The organism is Nocardioides sp. zg-DK7169 (genome assembly GCF_013155365.1).
In the GTDB taxonomy this organism is placed as follows: domain Bacteria; phylum Actinomycetota; class Actinomycetes; order Propionibacteriales; family Nocardioidaceae; genus Nocardioides.
Genome location: NZ_JABJRA010000007.1, coordinates 1 through 17,722, shown reverse-complemented (window position 1 = coordinate 17,722; position 17,722 = coordinate 1). Strand labels below are relative to the sequence as shown.

Annotated in this window: 19 protein-coding genes and 2 rRNA genes; 4 read left to right on the top strand and 17 right to left on the bottom strand. The window is 73.6% G+C overall.

All coding sequences use genetic code 11. The features are described from left to right. Nucleotides 1-2: 2 nt before the first annotated feature. The 3 genes from HOQ23_RS12410 to HOQ23_RS12400 are packed head-to-tail and all read right to left on the bottom strand — an operon-like array spanning nucleotide 3 to nucleotide 2,714. A complete protein-coding gene (locus tag HOQ23_RS12410; protein WP_172214927.1) occupies nucleotides 3-527 on the bottom strand; it encodes a DUF1697 domain-containing protein in 525 nt (174 codons plus the stop codon). Nucleotides 528-546: 19 nt separating this feature from the next. Beyond that, a complete protein-coding gene (locus HOQ23_RS12405; RefSeq protein WP_172214926.1) occupies nucleotides 547-1,401 on the bottom strand; it encodes an SDR family oxidoreductase in 855 nt (284 codons plus the stop codon). After that, on the bottom strand, nucleotides 1,398-2,714 hold the full coding sequence (locus tag HOQ23_RS12400) for a cytochrome P450 (protein ID WP_172214925.1): 1,317 nt from the start codon (nucleotides 2,712-2,714) through the stop codon (nucleotides 1,398-1,400). The genes HOQ23_RS12405 and HOQ23_RS12400 overlap by 4 nt, the downstream gene beginning before the upstream one ends. 99 nt (nucleotides 2,715-2,813) lie before the next feature. Here HOQ23_RS12400 and HOQ23_RS12395 point away from each other — a divergent pair, with 99 nt between their 5' ends. Then, nucleotides 2,814-3,443 (top strand): TetR/AcrR family transcriptional regulator, encoded by a 630-nt coding sequence (locus tag HOQ23_RS12395; protein WP_172214924.1) that lies wholly within the window; start codon nucleotides 2,814-2,816, stop codon nucleotides 3,441-3,443. Between the two features lie 12 nt (nucleotides 3,444-3,455). Here the strand turns inward: HOQ23_RS12395 and hppD are convergent, their stop codons facing one another. Then, nucleotides 3,456-4,649 carry a 4-hydroxyphenylpyruvate dioxygenase gene (gene hppD, locus HOQ23_RS12390; protein WP_172214923.1) on the bottom strand — a complete coding sequence of 398 codons (1,194 nt, stop codon included), beginning with the start codon at nucleotides 4,647-4,649 and terminating at the stop codon, nucleotides 3,456-3,458. Between the two features lie 94 nt (nucleotides 4,650-4,743). Here hppD and HOQ23_RS12385 point away from each other — a divergent pair, with 94 nt between their 5' ends. Continuing rightward, nucleotides 4,744-5,220 carry an Lrp/AsnC family transcriptional regulator gene (locus HOQ23_RS12385; protein ID WP_367650481.1) on the top strand — a complete coding sequence of 159 codons (477 nt, stop codon included), beginning with the start codon at nucleotides 4,744-4,746 and terminating at the stop codon, nucleotides 5,218-5,220. Between the two features lie 6 nt (nucleotides 5,221-5,226). Here the strand turns inward: HOQ23_RS12385 and HOQ23_RS12380 are convergent, their stop codons facing one another. The 3 genes from HOQ23_RS12380 to HOQ23_RS12370 form a co-directional block, all read right to left on the bottom strand. Then, nucleotides 5,227-6,948, bottom strand: a complete 1,722-nt coding sequence (locus tag HOQ23_RS12380; protein ID WP_301539787.1) for a DEAD/DEAH box helicase — start codon at nucleotides 6,946-6,948, stop codon at nucleotides 5,227-5,229. Nucleotides 6,949-7,034: 86 nt separating this feature from the next. Next, a complete protein-coding gene (locus HOQ23_RS12375; RefSeq protein WP_172214920.1) occupies nucleotides 7,035-7,304 on the bottom strand; it encodes a DUF3039 domain-containing protein in 270 nt (89 codons plus the stop codon). A gap of 101 nt (nucleotides 7,305-7,405) precedes the next feature. Further along, nucleotides 7,406-7,990 (bottom strand): YqgE/AlgH family protein, encoded by a 585-nt coding sequence (locus HOQ23_RS12370; protein ID WP_172214919.1) that lies wholly within the window; start codon nucleotides 7,988-7,990, stop codon nucleotides 7,406-7,408. 108 nt (nucleotides 7,991-8,098) lie between these two features. Between HOQ23_RS12370 and HOQ23_RS12365 the strand changes: the two genes are divergently transcribed. Continuing rightward, nucleotides 8,099-8,803 (top strand): TetR/AcrR family transcriptional regulator, encoded by a 705-nt coding sequence (locus tag HOQ23_RS12365; RefSeq protein ID WP_172214918.1) that lies wholly within the window; start codon nucleotides 8,099-8,101, stop codon nucleotides 8,801-8,803. 31 nt (nucleotides 8,804-8,834) lie between these two features. On the opposite strand, the gene HOQ23_RS12360 is transcribed toward HOQ23_RS12365, so the two are convergent. From HOQ23_RS12360 to HOQ23_RS20935, 4 genes are all read right to left on the bottom strand, one after another. Beyond that, a complete protein-coding gene (locus HOQ23_RS12360) occupies nucleotides 8,835-9,836 on the bottom strand; it encodes a DUF3048 domain-containing protein (RefSeq protein ID WP_172214917.1) in 1,002 nt (333 codons plus the stop codon). 183 nt (nucleotides 9,837-10,019) lie between these two features. Continuing rightward, a complete protein-coding gene (locus HOQ23_RS12355) occupies nucleotides 10,020-10,787 on the bottom strand; it encodes an SDR family NAD(P)-dependent oxidoreductase (RefSeq protein WP_172214916.1) in 768 nt (255 codons plus the stop codon). A 43-nt stretch (nucleotides 10,788-10,830) separates the two neighbouring features. Further along, nucleotides 10,831-11,268, bottom strand: a complete 438-nt coding sequence (locus HOQ23_RS12350; RefSeq protein WP_172214915.1) for an HIT family protein — start codon at nucleotides 11,266-11,268, stop codon at nucleotides 10,831-10,833. Continuing rightward, nucleotides 11,265-12,677 (bottom strand): M15 family metallopeptidase, encoded by a 1,413-nt coding sequence (locus tag HOQ23_RS20935; RefSeq protein ID WP_172214914.1) that lies wholly within the window; start codon nucleotides 12,675-12,677, stop codon nucleotides 11,265-11,267. The genes HOQ23_RS12350 and HOQ23_RS20935 overlap by 4 nt, the downstream gene beginning before the upstream one ends. Nucleotides 12,678-12,819: 142 nt before the next feature. Between HOQ23_RS20935 and HOQ23_RS12340 the strand changes: the two genes are divergently transcribed. Further along, the gene (locus HOQ23_RS12340; protein ID WP_172214913.1) at nucleotides 12,820-14,193 is read left to right on the top strand and encodes an MFS transporter; all 1,374 of its coding nucleotides are present in this window, start codon (nucleotides 12,820-12,822) and stop codon (nucleotides 14,191-14,193) included. On the opposite strand, the gene HOQ23_RS20930 is transcribed toward HOQ23_RS12340, so the two are convergent. From HOQ23_RS20930 to HOQ23_RS12310, 6 genes are all read right to left on the bottom strand, one after another. After that, nucleotides 14,181-14,786 carry a nucleosidase gene (locus HOQ23_RS20930; RefSeq protein WP_367650480.1) on the bottom strand — a complete coding sequence of 202 codons (606 nt, stop codon included), beginning with the start codon at nucleotides 14,784-14,786 and terminating at the stop codon, nucleotides 14,181-14,183. The two genes, HOQ23_RS12340 and HOQ23_RS20930, sit on opposite strands and share 13 nt — an antisense overlap. Next, the gene (locus HOQ23_RS20925) at nucleotides 14,783-15,553 is read right to left on the bottom strand and encodes a VOC family protein (protein ID WP_172214912.1); all 771 of its coding nucleotides are present in this window, start codon (nucleotides 15,551-15,553) and stop codon (nucleotides 14,783-14,785) included. The genes HOQ23_RS20930 and HOQ23_RS20925 overlap by 4 nt, the downstream gene beginning before the upstream one ends. Before the next feature lie 38 nt (nucleotides 15,554-15,591). Further along, entirely contained in the window at nucleotides 15,592-16,701 is a 1,110-nt protein-coding gene (locus HOQ23_RS12325) for a crosslink repair DNA glycosylase YcaQ family protein (protein WP_172214911.1), read from the bottom strand. A gap of 17 nt (nucleotides 16,702-16,718) precedes the next feature. After that, entirely contained in the window at nucleotides 16,719-17,102 is a 384-nt protein-coding gene (locus HOQ23_RS12320) for a hypothetical protein (protein ID WP_172214910.1), read from the bottom strand. A 248-nt stretch (nucleotides 17,103-17,350) separates the two neighbouring features. After that, nucleotides 17,351-17,467: ribosomal RNA gene (rrf, locus tag HOQ23_RS12315) — 5S ribosomal RNA — on the bottom strand. A 163-nt stretch (nucleotides 17,468-17,630) separates the two neighbouring features. Further along, nucleotides 17,631-17,722, bottom strand: a 23S ribosomal RNA gene (locus HOQ23_RS12310); the annotation flags it as partial.

Genomic DNA, 17,722 nt, shown 5'->3' with positions numbered 1-17,722 from the left:
GCTCAGCACCACTTGTCCACGATCGTGCGCACGACCGTGAGGTTCCGGTTGGTGGCGACGCCGAGGTGCCGCTCGACCACGGCGTTGGTCAGCCGCGCCTGGTGGTAGTTCTCCCCCAGCATCAGGTGCACCGCGCGGCCGCCGACGCGGGCGACCTCCTCGGCGCTGCTGCCCGCCTCGAGCGCCGCGACCGCCTCGGGGGCGGGCTCCTGCTTGAGGAAGGACACATAGTGCATGCCGTCGTGCCCGAAGGACTCGGCGTGCTCGAGGGTGGCGCGCAGCTCCGAGGGGGTCATCACCACCGTCGGGACCTCGAAGCCCGCCGCGGCGGCGAAGGCGCCCTCCAGGGCGGCCTCGATCCGCGCGCGGGAGCGCATCGGGGTCTCGAAGCGCACGTTGCCGGTGTTGATGTGGGTCGCGACCGCGGTGAAGCCGAGCGACTCCACCGCGGCCACGATCGCGTCCTTGGGGAACTTGCGGGTCGCGCCGAGGTTGATGGCCCGCAGGAACCCGACGTACGTCGTCATGGGCCCATCATGGCCCGGATCAGTGCTGGGTGCGGACCCTCGCCTCGTACGCCGCCCGCGCCTCGTGGTCGGCCGAGGAGAGCACCTTGTCGGCCTTGATCAGGCGGGCCATCGCGTCCTGCACCCGCTGGGGCAGCACCAGCGCACCCTTGGCGATCACCTGGGCGTAGCGCGGCACCCACAGCTCGGGGCGCGGCTTGTGGATCGCCGACTCGATGACGGCGGCGACGTCCTCGGCGGTGACCGCCTTGACCCCGCGCGCCGCCGGCACGCCTGCCCCGAGCTCGGTGCGCACCACGTTGGGCAGCACCGCGGTGACCTGCACGCCGAGGGGCGCCAGCTCGCCGCGCAGCGCCTCGCTGAAGCCCACGGCGGCGAACTTCGAGGCCGAGTACGTCGCGCCGTTCGGCAGCGGGACCCGGCCCACCGCGGAGGCGACGTTGATGACGTGGCCCCCGCCGCGGCCGATCATCGCCGGGACGACCGCCTTGGTGCCGTGGATGATGCCGTGCAGGTTGACGTCGACGATCTTGCGGGTCAGCGCCTCGGGCTCCTCGAGCAGCGGGCCCAGCGGCATGATGCCGGCGTTGTTGACCAGCACGTCGACCGGTCCGAGGTCGGCGGTGGCGGCGAGGAACGCGTCCCACGAGTCGCGCTCGGTGACGTCGAGCTCGGCGCCGACGACGCGTCCGCCGGCGGCCACGACGGCGGGGCTCGCGGAGATCTCGGCGGCCACCGCGCGCACCAGGTCGGCGTCGAGGTCGCCGATCGCGACCCGGGCGCCCTGACGGGCCAGGCGCTCGGCGGTGGCGCGCCCGATGCCGCGGGCGCCGCCGGTGACGAGGACGGACAGCGTGGCGAGGTCACGGGTCATGCGGCGCTCCTGGGAAGACGGGTGAGGGGGACGAGGTCGACCGGCTGGCCGTCCTTGGGGAAGGGCAGGGAGGCATAGCTCAGCGGCGCCCGGTAGCCGGGGTCGACCGACCAGCGGTGGCGGCGCAGCAGGTGGTGCAGGATCGTGCTCACCTCGATGCCGGCGAAGGCCATGCCGAGGCACTTGTGGACGCCGCCGCCGAAGGGCTCCCACGCGTGGCGGTGCGAGCGGTCCTCGCGGCGCGGCTCGGCGAACCGCTCGGGGTCGAAGCGCTGCGGGTCGCTCCACAGCTCGGGCATCTGGTGGCTGTGGTGCAGCATCAGCGCGGTGTGGCGCCCGGCCGGGATCCGGTGCCCGAGCACCTCGGTCTCGCGCACGGTGTGCCGCGCGAGCACCGGGACCGGCGGCACCAGCCGCAGGCACTCCTTGACCACCAGGTCCAGCGAGGTCAGGGAGTCCAGCTCGGCCAGCGACGGGTGCTCGGGCAGCGCCAGCGACTCCTCGCGGCAGCGCTCCTGCCACTCCGGGTGCTGGCCCAGGTGCTGGAGCACGGTGGAGACCGTGATCGTCGAGGTGTCGTGCGCGGCCATCAGCAGGAAGATCATGTGGTTGACGATGTCGTCGTCGCTGAACGCCGTGCCGTCCTCGTCGCGCAGGCGGCACAGCACCGAGAACAGGTCGTCTCCCCCGCCGGCGCGCTTCGCGGGCAGGTGGCGGTGCAGGAACTCCTCGAGCACCCGCCGGCCGCGGTGGGCGCGTCCCCAGCGGGTGCCGGGCACGTCGGCGCGCACCAGACCGGTCGCAGCCTGCACGCAGTCGACGAAGGCACGGTTCACCCGGGCCAGCTCGTCGGGGGTGGCCAGGTCGGCGCCGCCCATGAAGATCTCGGTCGCGAGGTCGAGGGTCAGCGACTTCAGGGCGGGATACGCGCGGAAGCCCGGCTGCTCGGGCCACGCGGCCACCCCGCGGGCCACGGCAGGGCCGAGCGCCGCGGCGTACCCCTCCAGGCGCTGGCGGGTGAACGCCTGCTGCAGCACCCGGCGGTGCTGGTGGTGCTCGCCGAAGTCCAGCAGCATCAGGCCGCGGTCGAAGAACGGCCCGACCAGGTAGCCCCAGCCCGGGCCGCTGGCGAAGGCCTTGTCGGCGTTGCGCAGCGCCTCGGCGCAGGCGTCGGGGCCGAGCAGGACGGTCCAGGGACGGCCGAGGAAGGTGATCGTGGAGACCGGACCGTGCTCGGACCAGCGGCGCTGCATGAAGCCGGGGGCGTCGCGCACATAGGCGAGGGTCTCGCCGACGAGCGGCAGGGAGGGCATCGGGACTCCGATCGGTGGGGAGTCGTCAGAGGCCGTGCGACATCTGACAGGGAGCGCTGTCAGTTTTGACGTACGCCGCGGAGATGTCAAGGTCTTCCTGTGAGCCAGGCGACAGAGGGCACCAGGAGCTACGGCGGGCGCAGCGCCGCGGAGCGGGCCGCGGAACGCCGCGCCCGACTGCTGGCCGCCGCGATCACACTGCTCGGCGAGCAGGGTGAGCAGAAGGCCACGATGACCGCGATCTGCCAGGCCGCCGGGCTGACCGAGCGCTACTTCTACGAGAGCTTCCGCAACCGCGACGAGGCCCTCGTGGCCGCGCTCGACGAGGTGTGCCGCGAGCTGGCGACCAGCGCCGTGGCCGCGGTGGAGGCGACCGACGGCGAGCCGCTGGACCGCACCCGGGCCGCGCTGCGCGCCGCCGTCGACGTGCTCGTCGCCGCGCCGGCCAAGGCCCGGGTGGTCGTGGTGGAGTCCAGCGCGAGCGCCCCGCTGCGCGCGCGGCGCCGCGAGCTGGTCGCGTGGTTCGCCGGCGTGGTCACCGACGAGGCGCGCTCGATCCTGGGCGAGCGGGCCCTGCCCGCGGACCGGCTGCGCGTGCACGCGACGTTCTTCGTCGCCGGCCTCGCCGAGCTGGTCGCCGACTGGCTCCACGACGAGCCCGGGCTCACCCCCGACCGGCTCGTCGAGGTCGGCAGCGAGCTGTTCGTCGCCGTGGCCCGCCGCGACTGAGGAGGCGCGGCCTCAGAGGTTGCCGCGCAGCTCCTGCTCGCGCTCGATCGCCTCAAAGAGGGCCTTGAAGTTGCCCTTGCCGAAGCCGAGCGAGCCGTGCCGCTCGATGAGCTCGAAGAAGACGGTGGGCCGGTCCCCGATCGGCCGGGTGAAGATCTGCAGCAGGTAGCCGTCCTCGTCGCGGTCCACGAGGATCCCGCGGCTCTTCAGCTCCTCCACCGGCACCCGCACCTCCCCGATCCGGGCACGCAGCTCGGGGTCGTCGTAGTAGGAGTCGGGGGTGCTGAGGAACTCCACGCCCTGCTCGCGCATCACGTCCACCGCGCGCAGGATGTCGCCGGTCGCGAGCGCCAGGTGCTGGCAGCCGGCGCCGTCGTAGAACTCCAGGTACTCATCGATCTGGGAGCGCTTCTGCGCGATCGCGGGCTCGTTGAGCGGGAACTTCACCCGGTGGTTGCCGCTGGCGACCACCTTGCTCATCAGCGCGGAGTAGTCCGTGGCGATGTCGTCGCCGATGAACTCGGCCATGTTGGCGAAGCCCATCACCCGGCGGTAGAAGTCCACCCACTCATCCATCCGACCCAGCTCGACGTTGCCGACGCAGTGGTCGACGGCCTGGAAGAGCCGCGCCGGACGGTCCGCGGGGCGCACGACCGTGGAGGTGCGCGCGACGTAGCCGGGCAGGTAGGGGCCCGAGTATCGGGAGCGGTCGACGAGGGTGTGCCGGGTCTCGCCGTACGTCGCGATCGCGGCCAGGCGCACCGTGCCGTGCTCGTCGCTGACGTCGTGGGGCTCCTCGAGGATCGTGGCCCCGGATGCGCGGGCGTGGTCGATGCAGACGTCCACGTCGGGGACGGCGAGGGCGAGGTCGACGACGCCGTCGCCGTGGCGGCGGTGGTGCTCGATCAGGGGGCTGTCGGGCGAGACCGCCCCGGAGAGCACGAACCGGGCGCTGCCGGAGCGCAGCACGTAGGACTTGTGGTCGCGGCAGCCGGTCTCCGGGCCGCGGTAGGCCTCCAGGTCCATGCCGAGCGCGAGCTGGTACCAGGCGGCCGCCTGGGTGGCGTTGCCGACGACGAACCCGACGGCGTCCATGCCGGTGACGGGGAACGGGTCGGACTCCGCGTCGTACTCCACGAGCCCCACCAGCTGGCGCAGCTGCTCGAGGGTGAGGTCGGCCTTGATCTCGTCGGGCGTGAGGGTCATGTCAGCAGGGTGTGACCTGGACTACAGGTTGTGCAATCGTGGCCCGGAACACTGGACAGACTGCCCAGCGAGGGTGGCCGGGACGGGGGCACACGTGGACGATCTGGACAGGCGGCTGCTCGAGCTGTTCGCCGCCGAGCCCCGCGTCGGGGTGCTCGAGGCGTCCCGGCGCCTCGGCGTCGCCCGCGGCACCGTGCAGGCGCGGCTGGACCGGCTCGAGACCGGCGGGGTGGTGACCGGCTGGGGCCCCGAGGTCTCCCCCGCCGCGCTGGGCCACCCGGTCACGGCGTTCCTCACCCTGGAGATCCGCCAGTCCCCCGACGCCGGCGGCCACGACGCGGTCGGGAGCCATCTCGCCGCGATCGCGGAGGTGCTGGAGGCGCACACCATCACCGGCGCCGGCGACCTGTGGGTGCGCGTGGTCGCGCGCTCCAACACCGACCTCCAAAGGGTCATCGACGCCGTGCTGGCGCACCCGGCGATCGTGCGCTCCGCGACCGTGATCGCGCTGGCCACCCAGGTCCCGTTCCGGGTCCTGCCGCTCGTGCGTGCGGCGGTGGACCCGGCCTGAGCGGGCTCAGGAGGTCTTGCGCGCCGCCCAGTCGCGGACCTTGTCGATGCGGGCACGCAGCTGCTCGGCGTTGGCGACGGCGGCCGCGGGGCCGCCGCACTCCTTGCGGAGCTTCGCGTGGGTCATGCCGTGCGGGGTGCCGGTGCGGTGGTACCAGGCGGCGACCAGGCCGTTGAGCTCGCGGCGCAGCACCGCGAGCTGCTCGTGGGTCGTCACCTCGGTGAGGTCCTCGGAGGCCTTGCGGGCCTCGTCGACACGCGAGGCCAGCGCCGACTTCTGCTTGCGGGCGCGGTCGCTCTGGCGCTGGCGCAGCAGGTCGCGCATCTGGTCGGCCTCGAGCAGGCCGGGGATCCCGAGGAAGTCCATCTCCTCCTCCGAGCCGACCTGCACCTCGCCGGCGTGGCCGAACTCGCCACCGTCGAAGAGCACCCGGTCGAAGCGGGCCTCCGAGCCCAGTGCCTCGAAGGACGCGAGCAGGTCCGAGGAGGCCGCCTCGGAGGCGTTCGCCGCCTCGAGCAGGCGCTCCTCCGGGGAGAAGACGTCGTCCTCGCTGCGGACCTTCTTCTGCAGCACGTGGTCGCGGGTCACCTCCATCTCGGAGGCGAAGGCGAGCAGGTTGGGCACGCTCGGCAGGAACACCGACGCGGTCTCGCCGCGCGAGCGGGAGCGCACGAAGCGGCCGACGGCCTGGGCGAAGAACAGCGGCGTCGAGGTGGTCGTGGCGTAGACGCCGACCGAGAGGCGCGGGACGTCGACGCCCTCGGAGACCATCCGGACCGCGACCATCCAGCGGCTGTCGGACTTGGAGAACTCGCCGATCTTCTTCGACGCCGCCTTCTCGTCGGAGAGCACCACCGTCGCGGACTCGCCGGTGATCTGGCGCAGCGTCTTGGCGTAGGAGCGGGCCGCGTCCTGGTCGGTCGCGATCACCAGGCCGCCGGCGTCGGGGACGTGGCGGCGCACCTCGGACAACCGCTTGTCGGCCGCCGCGAGCACCGAGGGGATCCACGAGCCCTGTGGGTCCAACGCGGTGCGCAGCGCCTGGTTGGTCAGGTCCTTGGTGAGCGGCTCGCCGAGGCGGGCGGCGATCTCGTCGCCGGCGCTGGTGCGCCACGACATCTCGCCCGAGTAGGCCATGAACAGGACCGGGCGGACCACGTGGTCGGCCAGCGCGTCGCCGTAGCCGTAGGTGTAGTCGGCCACCGAGCGCGGCACGCCGTCGGGACCGGGCGCGTAGGTGACGAACGGGATCGGGTTGATGTCGGAGCGGAACGGCGTACCGGTCAGCGCCAGACGGCGGGTGGCCGGCTCGAAGGCCTCGCGGACGCCCTCGCCCCAGCTCAGCGCGTCACCGGCGTGGTGGACCTCGTCGAGGATCACCAGGGTCTTGAACCGCTCGGCGCGGATCCGCATCGCGAGCGGGTTGACCGCGACGCCGGCGTAGGTCACCGCGACGCCGACGTAGTCGCCGGAGGTCTTGCCCTTGCCTGCGGAGTACGTCGGGTCGATCGGGATGCCCGCACGGGAGGCGGCCTCGGCCCACTGGGTCTTCAGGTGCTCGGTCGGTGCGACCACGATGATGCGGTCCACGATCCGGCGACCGAGCAGCTCGGAGGCGACGGAGAGCGCGAAGGTGGTCTTGCCGGCGCCGGGGGTCGCGACGGCGAGGAAGTCGCGCGGGTGCTCGGTGAAGTACTTCTGCATGGCAGCGGACTGCCACGCACGCAGGGACGGCGCGGTACCCCACGCGGCTCGCTCCGGCCAGGCCGGGCTGAGTGCGTTGGGCTGAGGTTCGGCGGCGTCGGTGCCCCCGGTCACTCCTTGCCCTCGTCGTCGTTGAGCTCCTCCCAGACCTCCTTGCACTCCGGACACACCGGGAACTTCTCCGGTGACCGGCTGGGGACCCAGACCTTGCCGCACAGGGCGACGACGGGCGTGCCCATCACCATCGCCTCGGTGAGCTTGTCCTTGTCCACGTAGTGCGAGAAGCGCTCGTGGTCACCACCCTGGGTGGGGAGCGTGGAACGGTCCTCGCGTACCCGCTCGTCGACGGCTGTGCCGGTCCCGAATCCGATGGTGCTCACGGCTCAAGGGTACGTCAGTCCGCGCGGGTGGTCTCATCCGCCGACGCGGCCCCCGGCGCACCCGCCGGCCGGCGCGCCGCGTCCGCGCGGGCGGCGGGCGCTCAGTTGAGCCCGGCGTCGATCGGGCGTGTCGAGACCCACGCCAGCTCGCCGGGCTGGCGGCGCAGCACGTCGCGCCACAGCTGGGTCGGGTCCACCCGGAAGATGTCGTCGGCGTGGGCCGGGACGACGTACCAGCTGCCCTCGGCGATCTCCTCCGCCAACTGCGCGGCGCCCCACCCGGCGTACCCGGCGAAGATGCGCAGCTCGCGCAGCTGGTCGCGCACCAGCTCCACCGGCGCGTCGAGATCGACCATGCCGAGGTCGCCCAGGACCGGCTGGAACCCGACCGGCTGGTCGTCCGCGGCGCCCTCGCTCAGGGCGAGCGCCAGCGCGCCGTCGGGCCCGACGGGGCCGCCCTCGAAGAGCAGCTCGGGCTCCGCGACCGCGGCGGACCACTCCGGCAGGACGTCGGCGACCGGCACCGGCGAGGGCCGGTTCAGCACCACGCCCAGCGCGCCCTCGGGGTCGACGTCGAGGAGCAGCACCACCGTCTCGGCGAAGTTGGGGTCGATCAGCTCGGGGCTGGCGACCAGGAGCATGCCGGCTCCCGGTCTCGTGCCGAGCCCGCCTCGATCCGCTGCCATGGTTCCATCTTGCACCTCCCCCGGTGCGCCGGTCCCTCCCGCGACCGGGCGGTGTCCCCGGGGTGCCGCACGCCCCGACGTACCGCGGGTAGGTCATATGCTGGCGGGATGCCGAAGTCCCCCGTCGCCCGACTCGTCCCGAAGGTCCCCGGCGGATCCGGGGCGAGCCGGCGCCAGCAGTACTCCGCCTCGACGAAGCGCGCGCTGGTGGACGTGGCGGCCGAGCTGTTCACCGAGCACGGGTACGCCGCCACCTCCCTCGACGCGATCGTGGCCGGCGCCCGGGTGACCAAGGGTGCGCTGTACCACCACTTCACCGGCAAGCAGGCGCTCTTCGAGGCGGTCTTCGAGGGCGTGGAGAGCGCGGCGTCGAGGACGATCCAGAAGGCGCTGCGCGGACACCGCGACCCGTGGGACAAGGCCCGGGCCGGCCTCGGGGCGTTCCTCGCGGTCGTGCAGGAGCCGGCCTACCGCCGCATCGTGATCCAGGAGGGCCCGGCGGTGCTCGGCTACGAGCGCTACCGCGAGCAGGAGGAGCGCTCGACGTTCGCGAACGTCCTGGAGATCGTGCGCTCGGTCGTCGAGGCCGGCACCTGGGAGCTCGACGAGGACATGCTCCAGACCTTCGCGCGGATCTTCTTCGGCGCGATGTCGACGGCCGGCGAGACGGTGAGCACCGACCCTGACCCGGTCGCGGCCGCACAGCGCGTGGAGACGGCCATCACGTTCATCCTGATGGGCTTCCAGTCGCTGGCCAACGAGGGCGTCGAGCTGCCCACCTCGACCCCGGCCGGGCCGGACACGCGGGGCTGAGCGCCCCGGCGCGTGGCCGGGGCGCCGGGCGTCACTTCCCGAACGTGACGTCCCCGCCGTCCTGCGGGACCAGCTCGATCCAGGTGTGGCCGGCCGGGACGGTGAGGTCGCCGGCCTTGGTGGAGAGCTCGATCGGAGCGTCCAGCCCGTCCTTGGTCCAGGTGCCGCGGACCAGGCGGCCCTTGTGGAACAGCAGGGCCTCGCCGCTGCCGTCGAGCTTGGTCTCGGGCACCGGGTTGTTCGCCGGGTCGAGGTAGCCGGCGTCGCCGACCTTCACCCGCAGCACCAGCACGGTGTCGGCGCGGAACTCCTCGCCGTCGGCGGCGTAGGAGTTCTCGTTGACGTAGGCGCCCTTGTCGAAGCGCCAGCTCGTCGTGTGCCCGCCGGAGAAGCTGGCCGAGACCGTGCTGGCCGGCTGGCCCTTGGGCAGGTCGTCCGAGCTGCCCCACTCCAGGTAGTCGTCCGGGCGCTCGTCGCCCCCGGCGGCCTCCTCGGCGATGACGCCGAGGTCCGCGAAGAGGTTGTACGGCGCGGAGCGGGCGTTGTCGCGGCTGATGCCGGGGCTGCCCTCGTTGAAGAACTTGATGCCGGCGTCGTTGATCCGCTCGATGGTGACCGGGGCCGCGCCGCTGGTGACCATCACGCCCTCGCTCGGGGCGACGATGCCGATGTCGCTGGCCCGCATGGAGCGCACCGGCCCGGTCTTGTCCGGCAGCTCGGAGTAGAAGAAGGCGGCCAGGCGGGTCATCCCGCCCTCGACCAGCTCCTCGACGACCAGGTCGGCCTTGCCGAGGCCGAGCTGGGGGCTGCTGGCGGAGCTGTTGTCGATCTTGACGACCATCACCGGGTGGTCCTGGCTGGCGTCCTCGCCGTCACCGACCGGGAGGCCGGTGAGCGGCCAGGTCGCCTCCACGCTGCTCTCGGCGGCCTTCGGCTCGTCGGTTCCGGAGTCGGCGGGCTCGTCGCCGCCGCAGGCGGTCAGCGCGAGGCTGGAGGCGAGGACGGTGGCAGCCAGGAGGCGGGCACGGCGCACGGGAAGGCTCCGTTCGAGGTCGACGTCGGGGAAGGGGGCACCCGTCGGGTGCGGCGAGCGGTCGGCGTCGCCTCACCCAGTCTGGCGGGCGACACCGCCGCAGCAGGGTAGGCGCGCCCGAAGGCCAGAATACCCGGTCGCCTCCCCGCACCGAAGCAGTGTGATCCGCGCCTCGACCCCTCCTCAGCCGAGGGTGGCCCCGCCGTCGACGTACAGCGTCTGGCCGGTGATGTAGGACGCCTCGTCGCTGCACAGGAACGCCGCGGCGGCCGCGATGTCCTCGGGCCGCCCGACCCGGCGCACCGGGTTGGCCTCGGCGTTGAGGCGGCGGAACTCCTCGAGCTCGATGCCCAGGCGTGCCGCGGTCGCGTCGGTCATCTCGGTGGCGATGAAGCCCGGCGCGATCGCGTTGACGTTGATCCCGAACGGGCCGAGCTCGATGCCGAGGGTGCGGGTGAACCCCTGCACGCCCATCTTGGCGGCGGAGTAGTTGGCCTGGCCCCGGTTGCCGAGCGCGGAGGTGCTGGAGAGGTTGAGGATCTTGCCGTAGCGCTGGGCGACGAAGTGCTCCTGGGCCGCCTTGCTCATCAGGAACGCGCCCTTGAGGTGGACGCCCAGGACCAGGTCCCAGTCGTCCTCGCTCATCTTGAACAGCAGGTTGTCGCGGGTGATGCCGGCGTTGTTGACCAGCACGTGGAGGCCGCCGAGCTCGCCGACGACCCGGGCGAGTGCCGCGGCGACCGAACCGGCGTCGCTGACGTCGGCGCCGACGCCGATCGCGCTCGCGCCGTCGACGGGCGCCAGGCGGGCGGCCGCGGCGGCGGCCGCCTCCTCGTCGAGGTCGATGACCGCGACCGAGGCGCCCTCCTCGGCGAAGCGCGTCGCGGTGGCGAATCCGATGCCGCGGGCGGCCCCGGTGATGACGGCGACGCGACCCTCGAAACGACCCATGCTGACTCCTCCGTCGTGGCGTGTGCTGGTGACCGCGGTCACTCTAGGCGGCGCCGCCCCCGGCGTCCTCCAGCGCCGCGCGCAGGCGGGCGGCATACGACGCGGGCTCCTCGGCGTCGGCGTACCGGGTGCGCGGCCAGAAGAACCCGCGCAGCCCGTCGCCCTTGGTGCGCGGCACCACGTGCAGGTGCAGGTGCGGCACCGACTGGCTCACGGTGTTGTTGATCGCCACGAAGCTGCCCTGGGCACCGAGCCCGGTGACCACGGCGGTCGCGAGCCGCTGCCCGGCCTCGAGGAACGGGTCGCGCAGCCGGGCCGGCAGCTCCGGCAGCGTCTCGACGTGCGTGCGGGGCACGAGCAGCACGTGGCCCTTGAAGACCGGGCGTCGGTCGAGGAACGCCACCAGGTCGTCGGTCTCCAGCACCACGTCGGCGGCGGCCTCGCCGGCGACGATCGCGCAGAACGCGCAGTCGCTGCTCACTTGCACACGAACCCGTCGCACTGGGGGTGCAGCTCGGCCGGGGTGAGCAGGCGCCCCGCGGCGCCGCCGGGCGTGGCATCGAAGTGGTGGGCGTCGCTGGTGCCGTAGGTCCACCGCAGGCCGTGCGAGGCCATCAGCCGGACCACCTGGTGCCCGCTCGAGCGCCAGGCGACGCGGGGGTGGCTGCGCCCGACCCACCAGGAGTTCGGGGTCCAGCCGTGCGAGGCGCGGTAGGGGTTCTCCCACGGGTTCACGTCCAGCGAGCGGCCGTAGGAGTGCGGCGAACGGACGCCGGGGCGCCCGACCACGTGGCGACAGTTGAACGCCGAGGTGTTGCCGGCCGCCATCGAGGCGTAGTCGTCGGCGCCGTTGAGCCGCTTGGACCAGCCGAACCGGTCCACGCGGTACATCGAGCGCAGCGGCAGCTCACGGCGGTACATGGAGGCGAGCGCGGCCGACATCCGGCCCACGGAGTCCGCGTTCGCGACCAGCTCGCCGCGGTAGCGGTAGCCGTCGTAGCCCCAGTAGTTGATCCGCAGCAGCCGCAGACCGCCGCGACCCACGGGGCAGCCGGCGTGCCAGCTGCGTCCGGTCATGGTGCGCCAGACCCCGTCCGGGATGGTCGTGACCACCGGGTTCGGCCCGGTGCCGATCGCCCGCTGCTGGCGCGGCAGGGAGACCCGCGGCTTCGGTGCCGCGGCCGGGAGGGACACCGGTGTGCCGGGCGGCACGTTGTCGATGCGGCGCACCTTGCTGGTGGCGCGGGTGGCCCAGTCGACGGCGGGCGCCTTGGCCCTCCAGGCCGTGTCCACCCGCGGTCGTACGACGAGGCTCGCCGCGCCCTTGCCCCCGGTGCGCACCCAGCGCACCGCGCGCCAGGGGCCGCCGGCGTCGCGGCGCAGCACCTGCACCCGGCCGGCGACCGGCCGGCCGCCGGCGCGCCAGCGCACCTCGACACGGACCTGCTGCTCGTCGACGACGCGGGCCGGCGCGCGCACCACCAGGCGGCTGGTGAGCCTGCGCAGCCGCACGGTGAGGGTGGCGCGCGCGGGCCCGTAGGTCTCGTCGCCCGACCAGCTGGCACGCACGACGTTGTCGGCCGCGACCTTGCGCAGCCGCAGCGGCACCACCGCGTGGCCGGTGTCGTCGGTCACCACGGTCGTCAGCGGGCTCCACTCGCCCCCGACGCGGCGTTCGACCCGCACGCTCGCGGCGAGCACCGGCCCGGTGTCGGTGCCGAGCGAGAGCGAGACGTCGCTGACCTCGCCGGCGACCGCGCGCGGCGCCTCCAGGGCGAGGGTGACCGGCGCCGGATCGAGCGCGCGGGCGTCCGGGGCGCTGACCACCACCCCCGTCAGGACGCCGGTCGTGGCGAGCAGGGACGAGAGCATGCGGGACCCGAGAGGCATGCGCCCCAGTCTGCCGTGGGCGGCGCCGAGAAATGCGCAGCCCACCGGTCGCTCGATATGCTAGGGGCTCGGTTAAGGGTTCCGCGCGTCTTGGTGGTGGGTTCGGCGCGCTCGTGAACGCGCCCGAAGGAAGTCTCCCCACGTGTCCCCCCTCGCCACCTACCGTCGTCTCTTCGGCCTGACCGGCTGGTTCTACGTCGTCGTCGCCTTCCTCGGGCGGCTGCCGATGAGCATGAGCCAGATCGGCACCCTGCTCCTGGTCGCCACGAGCACCGGCTCCTACGGCACCGGCGGCGCCGCCGCCGGCGGCCTCGCGGTCGCCAACGCGATCGGCTCCCCGCTCGCGGGCGGTCTCGCGGACCGCATCGGCCAGCGCCCGGTCGTCCTCGTCCAGTCCGTCCTCGGCGCCGCCGGCCTGGGGGCGCTGGTCGCCCTTACCGACGCCGGGGCCGCCGACGGCGTGCTGATCGCCAGCGCGGCCCTCGCCGGCTTCTTCATGCCGCAGGTCGGCCCGCTCGCCCGGGTGCGCTGGCGCCCGATCACCCAGGAGGCCGGTTCCGGCCAGGGCCGGCTGATGTCGGCGGCGTTCTCCTACGAGGGTGCCGCGGACGAGGCGGCGTTCGTCCTCGGCCCGGCGCTCGTCGGCGGGCTGGTCGCCCTGGCCTCCCCGGGCGGCGCGCTCGTCAGTGCCTCCGTGCTGCTGCTCGTCTTCGGCAGCGCCTTCGCGATCCACCCGACCGCGCGCCTCACCGGCCGCGCCGTGCAGGGTGCCGCGGAGGTCGGTGGACGGCTGTTCACCCCGCTGCTCGGCGGCCTGCTCCTCGCCCAGCTCTTCGTCGGCATGCTGTTCGGCTCCGTGCAGACCGGCACCACCGCGCTCGCCGACCAGGCCGGGCACCCGGAGGTCGCCGGGCTCGTGCACGCGCTCCTCGGCGTCGGCAGCGTGCTGGCCGGACTGGCCACCGTGGCGCTGCCCGAGCGGTTCGGCCTCGAGCGGCGCGTGCTCGCCTTCGCCGCGGCCCTCGTGGTGCTCTCCACCCCGCTGCTCGGCGTCGACTCGATCGGTGCGCTGATCGCGGTCGTGCTGCTGCTCGGCTTCGCCGTCGCGCCGTACATGATCAGCGTCTTCACCCTGGGCGAGCGGCTGGTGCCGATGTCGCGCGTCGGCATGGCGATGACGCTGCTCGGCGGGGCCACCGGCGTGGGCTACGCCCTCGGCTCCGGCGCCGCCGGCCGGGCGGCCGACGCCGAGGGGTACGGCGCCGCCTTCGTCGTCACCGTCGCTGCCACGGTGGGCGCGGTGCTCCTCGCGCTGCTGGGCCAGCGCCCCGTGCGCCGCGCGCTGGACGCCGCCTCGCGTGCCTCGGACGCCACCGCCGAGGCCGCGGTCAGCAGTGCCGCGGCGGCCTCCGTGGTCGCGCAGCCGGGCATGGGCGGGCCGGCCGACGGCGGCACGGACACGCCGTACGACGACCTCGACGGCGAGCCGGGCGAGCGGACCGGTCAGCCGGTCTGAGCGTCCGGCCCGTCCGGCCCGTCCGGCCCGGACTCGAGGAGCTCGGCCAGCGCCTCGGCGAGCACCCGCGCGCTGGCGTCGACGACGCTCGGCCAGTCGTGCGCCGAGGCGTCCGCGCTGTCGGAGACGTGCTTGACCAGGAGGAGCGGCAGGCCGGCCTCGCGGCACGCCCACGCCACGGCGTACCCCTCCATGTCGACGAGGTGGGCGCGCTGCGCGAGCCGGTCGCGGACGACCGGGTCGCTGACGAACGCGTCCCCCGTCGCCAGCACGGTCTCATCGCCATGGGCGAGCTCGAGCTCGTCGAACGGGTCGTGGCCGAGGGAGCGGATCGCCCCGGCGGCGAGGTCGTGGTTGAGGACCCGGCGGGGTCGGTGCAGGCCGACCAGCCCGGGGCGCAGCGCGCCCGCGGTGCCCAGGTTGACCACCAGGTCGACCTGGCCTGCGCGCTCGTACAGCGCCCGCGCGGTGGCGACACCCGCCAGCGTCTTGCCCATCCCGGTCACCACCAGCGGCGTCCCCGCGGGCAGGTGGCCCGCCTCCTCGGGGGTGGCGGCGACCACCAGCACCCGCCCGGCGTCCAGCGCGCTCACGGGTGCACCAGCTTGCAGCGGGCGAAGAACGCCTCGGGCGAGCGGCTCTCGAGCAGCTCGACGAGCAGCCCGTCGTCGGTCGTGCCGTAGCAGACCGCCGCGATGCCGCCGCTGGACTCGGACACGTCGTGATGCCAGCGCACCCCCTCGAGCCCGGCGCGCAGGTCCGCGATCCCGGTGACGTCGAGGCACACGTGGTTGACGCCGTGGTCCACCGGGCGTGCGGGCGGGGCGTCCGCGCCGTCCACGAGGTCGACACGCACCGGCCCGGGGACCGGCGGGAGCGGGTGGCGCTCCGGGTCGGCCACCGCGACGGTGGCGCCCACGAGGCCGGTCGGGCCGTCCCCCGCCGCGCACAGCGTGACCTCGGTGCCGTCCGGGCATCGGACCGGGAGCGTCTCGTCGGCGGGCACGGTGCCGGCCCCGAGCGAGCGGAGGCGCTCGCGGGTGGCCGCGACGTCCGGGACCGCCCAGCGCAGGGCGCTCACCCCCGGGGTGCCTCCCGGGCGGGGCGCGGATGCCGGTGCGGAGAAGGCGAAGAGCTCCAGGAACGCCGCGTCGGTGCGCAGCAGCACCACCTCGGCGGCGGTGCCCTCGGTCGCGAGCGACTCGTCGGCGGGCGCCGTGCCGGCCGGCCAGCCGAAGGCACCGTGGTCGGCGGCGCCGAGGCCGTCGGCCCAGAAGGCGCGTGCCCGGGGCAGGTCGGCGACGCTCACCCCGACGTGGTTGAGGGCGACGACTCCGGGCGGGCTCACGGTCTCGGACACGGGTGGCAACCTATCGCTCGCGCGGGACCCGGTGCAGGTCATCCCGGGCCCTCGACCTCGAGGCCGAGCCAGCCGGCCAGGGCAGCGACCTCCGCCTCGACGGCGGCGTCCATGGTGGCGGTGAACGGCACGTCGCGGTGGAGCGCCTGCACCCGCAGCACCCCGGTGTCCCGGTCGGCCTGCGCGTCGAGCTTGCCGACCAGCCGGTCGCCGTGGAGCACGGGCAGCGCGTAGTAGCCCCAGCGGCGCTGGGCGGCCGGCTTGTACATCTCCAGCAGGTAGTCGAAGTCGAAGACCTCGCTGAGGCGGCGGCGGTCCTTGATCAACCGGTCGAAGGGCGAGAGCAGCGCCGTACGCCCCGCGAACGGCCGGCCGATCCATGACGGGTCCACCCGCCAGGATCCGCGCAGCCCTTCGACGACGGCCGGCTCCCCCACGTCGCGCAGGTCGATCGGCTCGCCGGGGTCCTGCGGCCCGCCCGGCCTCGCGATGCCGAGGGAGGCCAGCCGGCGCACGGCCCGCTCGCGACGCGCCTCGGCCAGTGGCGGCACAGGGACCTCGGGGTAGACCCGTTCGGCGAGGTCCCACAGGCGCTCCCGCCCCTCGTACCCGGCGACGGCGACCTCGCCTCGGCGCACCAGCACCTCCAGGAGCATCCGCAGGTTGCGCGAGTCGTTCCACCCGCTCGAGCGCCACGGCCGCGCACAGGTGTCGGGCAGCTCGCTCGCGGGCAGCGGACCGTCGGAGCGCAGCAGCGCCAGCACCTCGCGACGGGAGGCGTCGTTCGCACCCAGCCACTCCGCCAGCTCCACCTGCCACGCGCGCCGCGGCTCCGGCCCCGGCCACACCGCCATCTCCGCCTGCAGCAGGACGACGTCCTCGAGCGGCCGCACGAAGCCGCCGATCTCGACCAGCCGCTGCTCGTCGAGCGCGGCGCGCAGGTGCGTGGGGTCGTACGCCGCGCCGAGCCGGCTCCAGAGCACGAGGTCCGCGCTCGGGGCGATCGCGGCGGTCGGCTCGAGCTGGACGAGCGACACCCCGCGCACCACCGCGCCCAGGCCGCCCGGGCGCGGGCGAGCGAGGAGCTGGGCCTGCACCGCGATGCGTCGCGCGTCCGTGCGGCTCAGTAGGTGGGGCGTCGCTGGCACGTCCACATCATCGGGCGTCAGCGCAGCCGGATCCTGCTGGTGCAGGCGGGCGCGCCGCCGATCTTCTTGACCCGGAGCTTGAAGACGTCGGCGCCGGGGGTGTTGGGCCGACGCAGGCGCACGTCCACGTCGCCGTCGTTGTCGGCACGGTGGACGCGGTTGCTGACGACCCGGCCGTCCTGGCGCAGCGTGACGCGCCACCGGCTGTTGCGGGTGCCGTCGATGCTCACGTCGACCTCGAATCGTCCGCCCTCGCGCTCCACCTCGAAGTCGACGGACGCGCCGGAGCAGCGGAACTCGCGCTCCGCCGCGCTCGCGGCGGGGGCGCCGACGATGCTCAGCGGCACAGTGATCAGGACGGCGGAGCCGAAGGCAGCAGTGACACGGCGCAGCACGGACATGGGGACCTCACTTCGTAGGGGGACATCCACCGGTGACCCGGACCGCCTGCACCATGTCCCCGCTCGGTCCAGACCACTACCCAGCGGCAAGAGGAGTGCTTAGGATGGCTCGGTGCCGGGCGCCGGCGACCCCCCACAACGGCGTCCGGCACGACCAGCTGCTGCGCGCGGAAGCTGTCGCGCCACCTGCACGCGAAATAGCAGAAAGGGTCGCACCCTCACGGGTGCGACCCTTTCTGTGAATGATTGTCCGGCGGCGTCCTACTCTCCCACAACCTCTCGGTTGCAGTACCATCGGCGCTGAAAGGCTTAACTTCCGGGTTCGGGATGGGACCGGGTGTTTCCCTTTCGCTATGGCCGCCGTAACTCTATCGACTCCACCCATCACCACCAGCCACAAACCTGTGAGGGTTCGGGGGTGGGTGTCTGGGGAGCCAAGCCACTATTCACATGTCGTGCATGTGGTGTTGTGTTGGATCGTGGACGCGATCATGCGCGGTCGTCTTGATAGTTTCAGCAAAGTGAGTGTAAGACAAGCCCTCGGCCTATTAGTACCGGTCGGCTAGGCATTGCTGCTGTACACCTCCGGCCTATCAACCCAGTGTTCTGCTGGGGGCCTT